Origin of the sequence: Segatella copri (assembly GCF_019249765.2) — a bacterium.
In the GTDB taxonomy this organism is placed as follows: Bacteria; Bacteroidota; Bacteroidia; order Bacteroidales; family Bacteroidaceae; genus Prevotella; species Prevotella copri_K.
In genome coordinates, this window is sequence record NZ_CP152484.1 from 1,246,777 (window position 1) to 1,260,136 (window position 13,360).

18 protein-coding genes are annotated in these 13,360 nt (G+C 47.1%); 11 read left to right on the forward strand and 7 right to left on the reverse strand.

Features of this window, described 5'->3' with window-relative positions; all coding sequences use genetic code 11:
• Positions 1-39: 39 nt before the first annotated feature.
• From mobV to KUA46_RS05520, 7 genes are all read right to left on the reverse strand, one after another.
• Positions 40-1,497, reverse strand: coding sequence for a MobV family relaxase (gene mobV / locus KUA46_RS05490; protein ID WP_218486615.1), 1,458 nt, complete (start codon positions 1,495-1,497; stop codon positions 40-42).
• 267 nt (positions 1,498-1,764) lie between these two features.
• On the reverse strand, positions 1,765-2,679 hold the full coding sequence (locus KUA46_RS05495) for a hypothetical protein (RefSeq protein WP_218486616.1): 915 nt from the start codon (positions 2,677-2,679) through the stop codon (positions 1,765-1,767).
• A 58-nt stretch (positions 2,680-2,737) separates the two neighbouring features.
• The gene (locus tag KUA46_RS05500; RefSeq protein WP_218486617.1) at positions 2,738-3,235 is read right to left on the reverse strand and encodes a hypothetical protein; all 498 of its coding nucleotides are present in this window, start codon (positions 3,233-3,235) and stop codon (positions 2,738-2,740) included.
• An 11-nt stretch (positions 3,236-3,246) separates the two neighbouring features.
• Positions 3,247-3,657: a hypothetical protein gene (locus tag KUA46_RS05505; RefSeq protein ID WP_218486618.1), complete on the reverse strand. Its 411-nt coding sequence runs from the start codon at positions 3,655-3,657 to the stop codon at positions 3,247-3,249.
• The gene (locus KUA46_RS05510; protein WP_218486619.1) at positions 3,647-4,009 is read right to left on the reverse strand and encodes a hypothetical protein; all 363 of its coding nucleotides are present in this window, start codon (positions 4,007-4,009) and stop codon (positions 3,647-3,649) included. Before KUA46_RS05510 ends, KUA46_RS05505 begins: the two co-directional genes overlap by 11 nt.
• Positions 4,010-4,465: a hypothetical protein gene (locus KUA46_RS05515; protein ID WP_094880475.1), complete on the reverse strand. Its 456-nt coding sequence runs from the start codon at positions 4,463-4,465 to the stop codon at positions 4,010-4,012.
• A gap of 12 nt (positions 4,466-4,477) precedes the next feature.
• Positions 4,478-5,386, reverse strand: a complete 909-nt coding sequence (locus KUA46_RS05520) for a hypothetical protein (protein ID WP_334650087.1) — start codon at positions 5,384-5,386, stop codon at positions 4,478-4,480.
• A 517-nt stretch (positions 5,387-5,903) separates the two neighbouring features.
• On the opposite strand from KUA46_RS05520, the gene KUA46_RS05525 reads away from it, so the two are divergent.
• From KUA46_RS05525 to KUA46_RS05575, 11 genes are all read left to right on the forward strand, one after another.
• Positions 5,904-6,533 carry a recombinase family protein gene (locus tag KUA46_RS05525; RefSeq protein WP_118119228.1) on the forward strand — a complete coding sequence of 210 codons (630 nt, stop codon included), beginning with the start codon at positions 5,904-5,906 and terminating at the stop codon, positions 6,531-6,533.
• Between the two features lie 22 nt (positions 6,534-6,555).
• Positions 6,556-7,359: a YqiA/YcfP family alpha/beta fold hydrolase gene (locus KUA46_RS05530; protein WP_218486621.1), complete on the forward strand. Its 804-nt coding sequence runs from the start codon at positions 6,556-6,558 to the stop codon at positions 7,357-7,359.
• Between the two features lie 16 nt (positions 7,360-7,375).
• Positions 7,376-8,011: an HAD-IA family hydrolase gene (locus tag KUA46_RS05535; RefSeq protein ID WP_218486622.1), complete on the forward strand. Its 636-nt coding sequence runs from the start codon at positions 7,376-7,378 to the stop codon at positions 8,009-8,011.
• 4 nt (positions 8,012-8,015) lie between these two features.
• Positions 8,016-8,393: a YccF domain-containing protein gene (locus KUA46_RS05540; protein WP_218486623.1), complete on the forward strand. Its 378-nt coding sequence runs from the start codon at positions 8,016-8,018 to the stop codon at positions 8,391-8,393.
• 27 nt (positions 8,394-8,420) lie between these two features.
• Positions 8,421-8,696, forward strand: a complete 276-nt coding sequence (locus KUA46_RS05545) for a DUF1294 domain-containing protein (protein WP_218486624.1) — start codon at positions 8,421-8,423, stop codon at positions 8,694-8,696.
• A 23-nt stretch (positions 8,697-8,719) separates the two neighbouring features.
• Positions 8,720-9,577: a winged helix DNA-binding domain-containing protein gene (locus KUA46_RS05550; RefSeq protein WP_256624983.1), complete on the forward strand. Its 858-nt coding sequence runs from the start codon at positions 8,720-8,722 to the stop codon at positions 9,575-9,577.
• Between the two features lie 182 nt (positions 9,578-9,759).
• Positions 9,760-10,500: a YczE/YyaS/YitT family protein gene (locus KUA46_RS05555; RefSeq protein ID WP_218486625.1), complete on the forward strand. Its 741-nt coding sequence runs from the start codon at positions 9,760-9,762 to the stop codon at positions 10,498-10,500.
• 40 nt (positions 10,501-10,540) lie between these two features.
• On the forward strand, positions 10,541-11,209 hold the full coding sequence (locus tag KUA46_RS05560; protein ID WP_218486626.1) for an AlkZ-related protein: 669 nt from the start codon (positions 10,541-10,543) through the stop codon (positions 11,207-11,209).
• A 2-nt stretch (positions 11,210-11,211) separates the two neighbouring features.
• Positions 11,212-11,727, forward strand: a complete 516-nt coding sequence (locus KUA46_RS05565; protein WP_218486627.1) for a pyridoxamine 5'-phosphate oxidase family protein — start codon at positions 11,212-11,214, stop codon at positions 11,725-11,727.
• Positions 11,728-11,750: 23 nt separating this feature from the next.
• Positions 11,751-12,611, forward strand: coding sequence for an aldo/keto reductase (locus tag KUA46_RS05570; RefSeq protein WP_218486628.1), 861 nt, complete (start codon positions 11,751-11,753; stop codon positions 12,609-12,611).
• Between the two features lie 44 nt (positions 12,612-12,655).
• Complete coding sequence (locus KUA46_RS05575) at positions 12,656-13,336, forward strand: DNA alkylation repair protein (protein WP_218486629.1); 681 nt, start codon at positions 12,656-12,658, stop codon at positions 13,334-13,336.
• The last annotated feature ends 24 nt before the right edge of the window (positions 13,337-13,360 follow it).

Here is a 13,360-nt window from a genome sequence, read left to right on the forward strand (position 1 = left end):
TTGATGATTGATTACTTGCGTAAACAAATGAGCATGGTGTTACATCTTCTTTCTTCTTCCGACGGACGGAGCGCACATCTTGCGTGCCATTGCCAGGCATCTTCTTGCCCACTCCCTATCGTCTTCATCCGGTCGCTTGCCCCATCCTGAGCCTGGGCTGCCGCCTCCACCTCCATGCGTCTGTGCGATGGTCGTGGCATCATCCACGAAACCGCACACGAGGTTCAAGGCTACCTTGACGACATGGTTTCCGTCTTCTGCCAACTGACAGAGAAGCGTGCCGTCGAAGTCGAGTTTTACGCTGTCAGGGAGATTCGGGAAGCGAGTGGCAAACTCATGTGCCATGGTGTCGAGCATCACTCCGTTGAGATGGTAGCTCATGTTGTGAGCCCAGGAAAGTTCAGACTGGTTGGCTTTGTCTTCCAGTTCACTCGCCTGCTTCTCAATCTCTTCCTTGTCCTTGCGGAGGGTATCAAGCAACTGGTTGGTCTCAGAAAGTTTCTTCTCCTTGTCTGCCAGTTTATCTTCCACCAAAGCCTTCTGCTGTTCAAGGCTCTGAATCTTACGGGCGATGTCGGCACTGATATTGTCGCTGTTGGCTTGCAAGGCTCTCAGCGGTTTGAGTTCAGCTTCGAGGCGGTTAATTTCAGCCTTCAGATTCTCGATCATGGAGGTGAAGGATTTCTGTTTCTTCTGGGCGATGGAGAGTTCCACATTCAGATCTTCGAGGGCTTTCCGGGTGTTCAGCATCTGGGCTTCGAGTGTCACGCACTCGTTGGCGAGCCATCGTCGATACTCTTCAGTAGAACGGTGACGTGCTCCCGTCTCTGCTATCGACACCCCTCTCGTGAGTCCCCATTTCTCATTGACCTTGGCAAGTTCGTCGTGTAGGGCAAGAAGATAGTTCTTGTAATCTATGCGGTTCTGACCATGGAAGATTTTCTTGAAGGCGAACTTCTTGTCCTTGTCTATCGGCAGAAGCGCACAGTGGACGTGCGGATTCTTCTCATCGCAGTGGACGATGAAGGAGACGATGTTTTCCTCTCCATATTTATCTGCCACAAAGCGGTAGATGTCCTGTGCCCACTTTTCTATTTCGGGCTTTCGCTGGATATGCTCGTTGCCACCTTTGCTTTCAAAATCTACCTTCTGATTGCCAAAGGCAAGCTCTCGCATGCGTTCCGTTGAACCGCCAAAGATGAAATTCACCACGGTTCGGAAACGTGGCTCTGCCAGTCCTTCGTTGGGGTCTTTGATGCCACGTGAGGCGAGATTTTCTGCCATACGCCTTATAAGCGGACGGCTCTTGTCTATCGGGGCGACAATGCCACCTGGACGGATCTCGAAGTTGAGATGCTCACGGCTACGGTCATAGTTGCCTTCACGCATGGCCTGGTTCCATCCCTTCTCCGTCCAGTCTCTCAACTCCTCGTTACCTACCGAAGCAAGACCTTTGGTGACCTTGATGTCCATGACCTGTTTTGATGATGTTCCCATATCGTATTTCTTTGCTAATGCCCTTACTCCAGGAGCCTTTTTCAGTCTTGGCAACACCAGGAAATCTGACCCAGCTTGCTGTTTATCTGGTCAGCCCTCCCGACTACTTCAGTAGGTCGGGGTATTAGGCTTCCCAAGACTGAAAAAAAGTGGCAGGTGCAAGCACGCTGCCTCACGTTGCTTGAAATCATTCAGCGATGTGCTAACGGGCGTCCTGATCGCCATCAGCGTGCCTCGCATGGAATAAGGGGAATATGACTGTTGTTTTTAATCGTCGGAAGACTCCGCAGGTGCTACCTTTTCGGATGGCTCCCTGGCCTCAATAAGAGGACGAGGGGGATTCACATAGTAGTGGGATGCGGAGCCGGAGATGTAGTGCTCGAAGATGCAATCCAGGAGTACTATCTCCGCTTTCGAATATCGGGATGCCACTTCGTCCATATAACTCGGCTTGGTGTTGCCACTGATGGCTTTAGCCAGAATGTCAAGAGAATCTATCACTTTGTGCCAGTCCCAGACATGGTCTTTTCCGAAGAGCAGGCTCACGGAATCGGAAAGTTCCTCGGGCAGTTCTTTCTCCTGATTGAGATAACGGAGGATGGAAACTGCCAGTGAATCGAACACCTGGGCTTGCTGATTGACTACACGCCTTTCAGGAATGCCGCCATATCCTTCCTGCTTGGCCATGTTCATCTTCAAGTCGTAATAACGGCTGTAGGAATCGGCTACATCCTCGGCGGTGGATCTGCCTTTGATGAAGCGGATGAACTGCATGGCGCAGAAGTCGAGGATGTCGTCCGGACTCTCGATAAGAAGAGACAGACGTTGCTCCAGATTGACTGAGAAGATGAAGCTCTTGGAGTATGGCTCTACGGAAAGCTGACCAAGTTTGGTGAGTCCGGAGATAAACTGGCGAACCGTGGCACGCTGCCATTGCCACTGACGGGCAAGTTCGGAAATAGTGGCAACAAACTGACCGGGCAACAGCTGGAGGGCTCCATCGGTTCCAGGAGACTGATAGGCTCCTGAGGATGCTTTCGAAAGCAGGTCGCAGTAGGCTTCCAGCTTGCTGTAACGTTCCTCTGCTTTCGGCTTCAGAAACTCCAGCAACGAACGGTCAACACCTCTGCATCTGTCTGCTTCTGGTGTCTGTTGATTGTGATGATGAGTCATTTGAGTCATTTTTGAATGTGGAATGTAGAGCAAGTGGATATTGTATTGTGCCAGTTGTAAGTGGCACCTAATAGTAATTTCTGATAATCAGCGCGAGCAGATCCTTCGGGTTGTTGATGGCCTCAGGATGGCTCTTCATGCTGAGCACTTTTCCAGATGGATAGAAGACTGCTGCCACGCTGACGGTAAAGAGGAACAGAGACATGCTGTTCATGTAAGGTAAGGCGTAGCAAACCATCGAGAGCAGCAAGGTGGCGAACCACAGTTTTTTTCTCTCATGCAAAAGATGGAAAGTGCTTTCTGCGATTTTTCTATTCAGAAGCACCAAAGTCAGGAGTGTTGACACTACTACTGAGAGATTGGGAGCCGTGACATGGCAACACCAGTTGATGAAGATAAGCATCAGCACGACCAGGTAGGCATAGAGATTTCTTGCGCTCTGAAACATGGGCATCTTCCACATAAACCGCTTCATGAATCCATATTCCTTCTTGTAAAGACAGAAGAACGCTGTCAGCAAGAGGAAGGGAAAAGCGAACCGGATGAGGGTTAATATCTGTATCATAATTTTCTTTTTTACTTGTTATTACCTTTGTCGAGTGATTCAAGTCGCTCAGCTATTCTGTTGTTTAATTGGATGTTGTAACTGGGCGACATCTGGTCTATGGTAGGGTCTTTTGCCAGTTCTTCATCAGCTTCTATAAGAAGACGGAGATAGAGATCCACATTGGAATTGTGGTCTGACTTCTCTGTAGGCATGGCTGCAGTCGATTTGCCATGAGGCTCTATCAGCTGCATCGTATCAGGGTCGATGTCATCTGGAAGTTGGTAAGCCGTCTGAATGCTTCGCATCACGAAGATGCAGAAGACTATCATCAGTCCGACAATCGCCTTGGCCATGATGTTTAAATCAAAGAGCATCAGAACAAGCACCATTACCAGGATGGCTATTATATAGAATGTATATACTTTTCTTTTAGTACTCATAATCGCTTAATTCAAGTTTGATGATTCCGAAGGATGCTTTCTCTATAATGTATTCGACATCACGCCGGGTGAGAGTGCCCTTCTCTACTCTACCCTTGGCACTCGGATCTTTTCTACAAAGAGCTGCCAGACCCTGGTTCAAGTCGTATTCATTGATTTTCCAGGTTCGCTTCTTTCTGAAAGAGTAATGATCTCTGTAACTCTGGAGCGAGAGTCCCTTGTAAAACAGGGTCTTCAACACCCCATCCTGCAGGATTCTCATCTCTACCAGCTGTTCCGTATCTTTAACTATTATCCATGTTCTGTATCTTTGTATGATGTCTGCAATCAGGTAATACGTCTTGTTGTTCATCTAGAGACCGCAGTTGAAATCATTCATGATCTGTACGTGTTCTCGCTTAGCCCGGAACGTGCCGCGACGCTCGTGCAGCCGGAGGTCTTCAAAAAGATCAGCCGACATGAGTTCGATGGAGTTGTAAATCGTCACATTCAACTCGTGGATGAGTCCATCGGCGGAAGTCTTGCAGTTGATCTTGAACATCCTTTCGGTGACCGGATAGCAGTAGGCGCAGCATTCATGTCCGAACACCGTATGGACTGATGGCTCCAGATGGTAGAGAATGGCAAGGTCGGCATTCATTTCGAACATATCAATCACCTTGTCTATAGGTTGTGGGATATGCACTTCGTAGGGAAGAATGGCATAATCTTCGTATGCCTTTATCTCGCCAATCCAATAATTGTCAATCAGCTCTGGCAACAGCATGGGGCCGGATGCCTTGAATTTGTAGATAGCTTCCTGTAACATGATAATGAAAGATTAGAAGGTTGATATGTAAAGACGCATCAGCTGGGCTGGAATCTTGTTGGACACTTCCTTGTTGACAAGGTGCTTGCCTTCAAGTCTCGTGATGATGGCAGGATAATCCTTGGCGATGTCCGTCATCAGCTGAGCCTGCTCCGGGGTGAGCATGGCAATGGCCAGCGCATCCATCGAGAGATAGGGCTGCAATATCATCCAGAGATAGGCATTGGCTTGGATAGCATCTCTGATTTTTCCTCGCTTCAAAGCATCACGACAAACCTGAGCGTTGAGAATCAGACGGCGGTCTGTTCGCATCGACATGAGGACGAGGGTCTCAGAAGCTGGCAGCTTATTCCTGGAAGCGGATTTGTAGATGGCAGAACAGATTTCTGCCGTATGGTTGGTGATTTCCGTCATTCCGATGGATGAGCATTCGTCGATATGGGCGAGGAACGTGCGGAAATGGCGGTCTTCCTCATGCAGGAACGCCACGAGTTCTTTCCTGGATTTGATTCCTTGCGACTTAGTGCTCAGCAGGAACTTGGAGTAGTTGGTCAAGGCTCTGTGAACTTCCAGGTCATAGACTGGCGATTTATCCAATGTGGCGAAGAACTTTGTGGCATTTTCCTTCAAAGAGCCGAGTTCCTTGTTGTCCTTATATAAAGAGGTGTGGAGCTTTACATAAGCCACATCGCTCAAAGTACAGTTGCCAGTCATCCCCAGCAGTTCTGTGCGGATGGAGTCTGAAATCAGATCATACTTCATGGAAAGTCCACTGTGCGCAGAGAACGAAGGATCCTTCCTGATGTAGTTCAAGACGGTGTCTCCATACTCGTGCCACTGGTTGATGAAACCTGCAAGCTGCTCTGAATCAGAGTCTGAATGCCCTTTTATCGTCTGAAAGAAAGCCTGGTACTGTTTCAAGGCATCTTCAGAAGACTTGAAATCATATTGACGACTTCCACTGCAGGAGGTGATCATGAGTAAGGCACATAAAAAAAGCAAGTGAAAGAATAAACTCTGCTGAGTTGTTTTTCTTTCACTTGCTTTACTTTCTTTCATTTGGTTTTTGAGACCTGTTGCTGAGGAGTTACCGAGGCAACCGACAAAACTGTTCAACTGTACTGTATTCCTATTATCCATTGGCATGTAATTGAAAATTTTGCGTGCAAAGATACAGATAAAATTCCACATTAACGACACTACAATCAGACTTTATGTTATTTTATGTTTCATACTCTTTGCAGTATGATTCTTTTAGGAGTGCTCCTAATTTATAAATTAGGTTAAATCAAGTCTGCTGACCCAACAAAACCAGACAGTATGAATCCATTTCTGAATATAATTTGTATCTTTGCAGAAGAATCGTGCCTGAGCAGGTATTATCCTGCCGTAAAAAGGCGCATAACTATCAAGTTATCAGTCAATAAAACATTTTGATATGGCAAAAGTAGGCTACATCATGGCTACATCCCAGTATGACAAACTGGAAGAAGACCGCAAATGGATGAACGAGTTCGGTTGTGTAAGAATCATCGAAGAAAGTGATGATAACGAACGCCACAGACCGCTGTGGAAACAACTGATGGCAGCATTGCAAAGAGGCGATGAACTGGTGATTCCGAAATTTTCCAACGCCTTGCGTGGCAGTCGTGAACTGGCAATATTCCTGGAATTCTGCCGGGTCAAGGTTATTCGCATCATCAGCATCCACGACCGGATTGACTCCAGCAACATTCTGTTTCCGGAAACCAAGCCATCTGACGTATTGGTAATGATGGGTTCCCTGCCCGACGAAGTACTTGCTCTCAGAAAATCTGCAGAGCATGTAATCAAGCTGCAGGAGAAGATGATTGTGTCTCTCCCTCCTGTTTCTGCCAGCAAGATGCAGAAGCTCGACAGAGAGAAGACTGTGGTGAACCTCTATGTTGCAGGACATCCGATAGATGAAATCTGGAGAGCCAGCGGATTCAGAAGCCGAAGTTCCGTATTCCGCATTCTCAACAAGCACGGAATCAAGCTGAATAGAGGCAACCACTCCGGACCAATCAAGAAAAGAGACACAAAGTAAACAAGACATTGAAGATTAGAGCATGAAGAAGATATTATTCCTACACGGATTCTTCGCCACGGGCAGCTGTCCGATGGCGAGAGCCTTGAAAGAGGCGTTTGAGGGGACGGTGGTGGTGCTGACTCCCGACCTCCCATTGCACCCCAAGGAGGCACTGAAGGAGATTCGCTCCATCATCGACCGGGAACAGCCCGACTTGCTTCTGGGCAACAGCTGCGGCTCTTTCCTCGCCCAGATGCTGGCTCCGGTGGTGGGCATTCCTGCCCTGCTCGGCAATCCGTATTTCATGATGACGGAGTTTCTGAAGGAGCGAATCGGCGAGCATGAATACAAGGCACCGAGAAGGGACGGTAATCAGCGGCTGGTGATTGACGAGGGGCTGATAGAGGAGTTTGCGGAACTGGAAGCCGTGCAGTTTGACCATTGCAACCCCTATTATAAGAATCGTGTGTGGGGACTTTTTGGTGAACAGGACACCCTGGCTCACTTCTCCCCTCTCTTCCTGCAGCATTACAATCAAGCCTTCCATTTCCCTGGCGGTCATACGCCTACTGAACAGGAGGTAAAGACCTGGTACGCTCCCCTTGCCCAGAAAATGCTGATGGAGTTTTCGGCAAAGGAAGAAAGATATTTCCAGCACTTTAAGGGCGGCAAATACAAATTCATCCATTCTGCCTTCGACTCCGAGACTCAGGAGCGCATGGTGGTTTATCAGGCTCTCTATGGAGACCAAGCCTATTGGGTAAGACCGGAAAAGATGTTCTTCGGGAAAGTAACAAGGGACGGCAGAACTTTTAATCGTTTCACGGAAATAGATAAATTCTAACAACAGGAAAATGAGCATGAAACAGATAGAAACACTCGTCTTTGATTATGGAGGTGTCATCGTGAACATTGATGATGCCTCTGTTGTAAAAGCCATGGAGAGCCTGGGCGTTACGACGTTCAAGCGGCTAATCCATGTCCGCAAAATCAAGAGACTGATGCACCAATATATCAATGGTCTGGTAGCAGAAGCAGAAACATTGAAAGAGATGCTGAGCCTTTGCCGCAAAGGAACCACAACCGAGGATATTGAGAAAGTCCTGGAAAAGTTGTGTGGCAATCTGCCCGTGGAAAGACTGAAAGCATTGGTCAAACTACGGAAGCGATACAAGGTCTATCTGCTCAGCAACATCAACGACACGCTTTGGCAGAAATCAATCAGTCTGATGAATCAGCTGGGATATTCCACAGACGAGCTGTTTGATGAAGTTTTTCTCTCATACGCCATGCGGAAGGAGAAGCCATCCATCGAAATCTACGAAGAGATGACACAGCAGACTGGATTGAATCCTGCCACCACTCTCTATTTCGATGACCGTGCAGAGAATGCCGAAGCTGGCAAGCGATTTGGTTTCCAGAGCGTACTGGTAAAGACCAATCATCTGGAAGAGCATCAGGAATGGCAAGAAATTATCAAGAATATAAAAGAATAATCTTATGCGCATAATAGGAAACTTACTTTGGTGGCTCTTCGGAGGTCTCGAAGCTGCCATCGGTTATTTCACCGGAAGTCTGGCTCTTGCATGTACCATCATCGGCATTCCATTTGCAATACAGACATTCAAGATTGGCCTGCTCTGTCTATGCCCTTTTGGCTCTACAGTAAGAGAATCGAATAGTCCAACAGGTTGCATTCGCATCCCACTGAATTTACTTTGGCTGATTTTCGGAGGATTGTGGGCTTGCCTCATGCATCTGTTCTTCGGCTTTCTCTTATGTATCACGATTGTCGGCATTCCTTGGGGCAAACAGCATTTTAAAATGGCCGGGCTTTCGCTCGCACCATTCGGCAAGGATGTGGAGTTGGGATTTTAAAGAGATAAGAAAACGCAGTTGAAGAGTATGAACACATTACATAGTTATCTCATCTACTATCTCCTGGCCATCAATGCAGTTGCATTCATCATGTACGGCATTGACAAGTACAAGGCGAAGAAAGCCAAGTGGCGCATTTCGGAAGCCACGCTTTTGTTGCTGGCTGTACTTGGAGGAAGCATCGGAGCATGGATGGGAATGAAAGTCTGGCACCATAAGACGATGCACAAGAAATTCAAATACGGCATTCCTGCCATTCTGCTGATGCAGATTGCGCTGATGGCGTATTTACATATGAATTAATAACAAATAGCTTGTAAGAAACAATGAATCCAATAGCAATACGCCTGCTTTCACAGCAACTCATCTGCCCTCAATTTGATACTCCCCAAAAGGTGGTGTCTCATTTTGGGGCCATGCAAGCCCAGGATTACCGGATGGTAAGATGGGCAGTGATGATGCGTACCCGCAAACCTTCTTCTACAGCTTTCAAAAAAGCATTCGATGAGGGTGAGATTGTCCGTCTTCACCTGCTGCGTGGCACTTGGCAACTGGTTTCAAATGAAGACTATTGGTGGATGCTGGACCTGATTTCACCTAAGGCAACTTCCGTTGTAAAAGGATGGATGAAGAGTAACAAAATCAGTATCGATGATTCTGAGCTCAATCAGATTCACGACATATTTGTTCAAAAAACCGAAGAGTTGCAGTCTGTGACAAGCAAAGACCTGAACGACGCTTTGCTCGAAAGAGGCATCGTTATGGACAGTCATCGCCTATCCTACCACATTCGTTTTAACGAATTGAACGGTACTTTCTGCAGCGGCAATCTTCTTCCCACAAAGGCAACATACAGTCTCACGGAGAAGAAGATTCCCCGAACAGCCAGGCTGGAACGTGATGAAATGCTGATGCTTCTGGCAAGAAAATATTTTCAGAGTCATTCGCCAGCCACATTCGAAGATTATGTCTGGTGGTCAGGACTGAGCACTTCTGATTGCCAACGAGGCATTGAGTTGCTTGGTTCAGAACTGAGGATTGAAAAATGGAAAAACTATCGGTTCTATCTGCATGAATCATGTAGAACACGTGGATTCAGAAGAGGAAAGACTCATCTGATAGCTCCCTTTGATGAATATCTGATTGGTTATAAAAGCCGGGAATTAGTAATCCATCCACATTAAATGCCGTCTGCATACACTAATAATGGCATTTTCTTTCCTGTTATCGCCCATGATGGCAGAATTTGCGGCAACTGGAATCCTTGGGAGAAAAATCTCAACATCAGTTACTTTGATTCGACAGAAAAAGATTTGTCATTTGAGAAGCAATGGAAAATATTTAAAGAAACGATAAAGAAGAAATAATGATTAAAAAAGAAGAAGTTATATCTTTTATATGGCAGCATATTCTGCTGCTCGTATCGCTCTATGTAATGACTTTCGGAGTCGCTGCATGTGTGCGGAGTCTGTTAGGTTCAAGCGTTATTTCCACCATCCCTTACGTGATGGCTTCGGCAGGAAAGATGCTTGACTACATTCCAGGATGGACTATCGGCGGCTACACCATCATGATGAACGCAATCTTCGTGGTGCTGCAGATTCTGATTCTCAGAAGAAACTTCGAGTGGGTGCAACTCTTCCAGCTCGCTATCGGCTTTATCTTCGGAATGCTCATAGACCTCAACATGGTGCTTACACAGTGGATGATTTCAGAAAACATTCTGGTCAATGCTCTTGTGCAGATTGCCGGTTGCACCATCCTCGGTTTCGGAATCGCCATGGAGGTGAAGTGCGGCTCAGTAACCATGCCTGGCGAGGGCATTTCCATTGCCATCCACAAGGTGACCGGCTGGCCTTTCCCTAAAGCCAAGATTCGGGTGGACATCACGCTCGTGGTCTTAGCCGTTGTGTTCTGTTTCCTGCTTCTCGGTTCATGGAAATGGGAAATTGTGGGAATCGGCACTCTCTTCGCCATGGTCTATGTAGGCGTTACGGTTCGCCTATTCAACAAGCATCTTGCGTGGTTCGACCGCCTTCTCCACTATCGCCCAGGTTGCCGCAGATATGTTTACGGACTGGCAAGATACATAAGAAGACAGATATAAGGTCAAGGTATTTAAGTACAACAGGTAAATATAGATGAACATGAATTTTCCAGAAATATACTCAGCAACAGGCATGATGGAGCTGATTCAGAAAATCGGCTTCCTCCCTCTCCTTGATAGTGGAATTGAAGGCTTCTCTGCCGAAGACATCGTGGCAGAGGATTGCGGTTATGTAAGACTTCCAGAAGGTGGTTGGGATTGGCCATTGTGGAAATGGAAGGGCGAAATTGTGCAGGAAATGCCGTGTATGTACGGAAAGTTCTTCAACAAGAAAGCGGGATTCATCAGTCTGGAATGGTGGCCGGACTTCTGCAACTACAGAAGAAGCAAATACCCCCGTCCAGATGATGACTCGATAGAAGGAGCCATTCTCAGCACGCTTCAATCATCGGGCAGTCTCATTACAAGGGAACTTCGAGCTGCCTGCGGTTTTACGGGTAAGGGAATGAGAAGCAAGTTTGACGGTTATCTCACCCGACTGGAAATGGCGACTTACATCGTGACCGAGCATTTCATCTACCCTCGTGACAAGCACAATCACGAATATGGCTGGGGATGGTCGCTACTCAATACTCCCGAAGATCTCTATGGCAGGGAGACTTGCCAATGCAATCGCACTCCCCAAGAATCTTATCAGAGGATTTTCCAACATCTGAAAGAAATCCTGCCTGATGCTTCGGATAAACAGATCATAAAATTAATAGGATAAAAATGAGAAAAGAATCAAGAGCAATGGATAGTGAGTGGGCTTTGGAAGTAATGCACAAGGCTCCGTATATAACTGTAAGTTTTATTGACGAAGAAGGCAAACCTTATGGTTTACCCCTGTCACTCGCATCAGATGATGATGTGAACTGGTATTTTCATGGTGCCTTGGAAGGCAAGAAGTTGGAGGTAATCAAGGCTCATCCAGAGGTCTGCCTTTCAGCCGTAACCCGTTGTGCGCCTACGGTTGGTCCGAAGGACGGCAGTTTTACCCTGCAATTCAAATCAGCCATTGCATTCGGCAAGGCAGAAATCGTGACCGAGGATGCAGAGAAGATTCATGGTCTTAGACTAATCTGTGAGCGTTTCCTTCCTCAACACATGGATGCTTTCGACCAGAGCATCGCCCGTTCCCTATCACGCACGGCTGTTGTTCGCATCACGCTTACTGAGCCTCCAACCGGAAAGCGCAAGCAGTATGATAAGGAAGGCGTGGAAATGAAATATGGAAGAATGGAATAAATGAACTTTAAAACATATTGATTATGAAGAAGATAAAGTTAAGCAATGGCGTGGAAATGCCGCAACTGGGTTATGGTGTTTATCAGGTGGAACCTGATGAGTGTGAGCGTTGTGTGGTAGATGCTCTCAGCGTGGGCTATCGGATGATAGATACTGCACAGGCTTATCTCAACGAGGAAGCCGTGGGCAACGCATGGAAGAAAAGCGGTGTGAATCGTGATGAGATTTTCCTCGTTTCCAAGGTCTGGCATTCCAACTATGGCGAGGGACAGACCATGAAGAGCATCGACGAGAGTCTGCGCAAGCTGCAGACCGACCACATCGACCTGATGCTCCTCCACCAGCCTTACTGCGACCGCTACGGTGCTTATCGCGACTTGGAAAAAGCTTACAAAGCAGGAAAGGTTCGTGCCATCGGAGTGAGCAACTTCTTCCCTGATCACCTTATAGACCTGGCTTCAAACATGGAGATTGCACCAATGGTGAACCAGATGGAGACGCATGTGTTCAACCAGCAGCATGAGACCCGAAAATTCATGGATGAGATTGGCACCAAGCTTATGGCATGGGCTCCGTTGGCAGAAGGACAGAACGGACTGTTCACCAACCCCACCCTCACCCAGATTGGCGAGAAGTACGGAAAGACTGCTGCACAGGTAGCCTTACGCTGGCTGCTGCAGAGCGATGTAATCATCATCCCGAAGACCGTTCATAAGGAACGAATGCAGGAGAATCTGAATCTCTTCGACTTCGAACTTGATGCTGAAGACATGCAGAAGATAGCTGCGCTCGACACCGCCCACAGTCTCTTCCTCGACCATCATAGCGGAGAAACAACCAAGCAGTTTATGGAGTGGAGAGCTGTGGTGAAACCTACAGAATAAGTAACTATCGCTCTAACTAAGGTTCAATATAAAACAAAGAAATTATGACTTCACTTCAAGAAAGACTGTTCGCCATGCAGGATAAGCAGTATGCTGCTTTTCAGGCCAAGCTGACACCGGGAGTGCCTATGGAAAGTTTCATAGGCATTCGTGTGCCTGTGCTCCGCAAGTTCGCAAAAGAATTTACAAAGGAGTCAGAATGCAAAGATTTCCTTCATCAGCTTCCTCACGAATACTACGACGAGAACATGCTTCACGGTCTCCTCATTTCCGAGGTAAAGGACTACGAGGAATGCATTCGTCTTACAGACAGATTCCTGCCATTCGTGGACAACTGGGCGGTTTGCGACATCATGTCGCCGAAGGTGTTTGCCAAACACAAGAAGGAACTGTTGGCGAAGATCAAGGCTTGGAGTAAATCGTCACACATTTATACTTGCCGCTTTGGAATAGAGACACTTATGTCTCATTACCTGGATAAAGACTTCAAGGCAGAATATCTTGAAATTCCAGCATCAATAATGAGCGAAGAGTATTACGTAAAAATGATGGCAGCCTGGTTCTTTGCCACAGCCCTTGCCAAGCAATGGGACGCAACAATCCCCTACATCGAGCAACGCCGCCTTGCTCCCTGGACGCACAACAAGACAATCCAGAAGGCAATCGAGAGCTACAGAATCACTCCCGAGCAGAAGGAATATCTGCGGACGTTGAAGATAAAATAAAAGGAAAAATATGGAAAAGGCGAA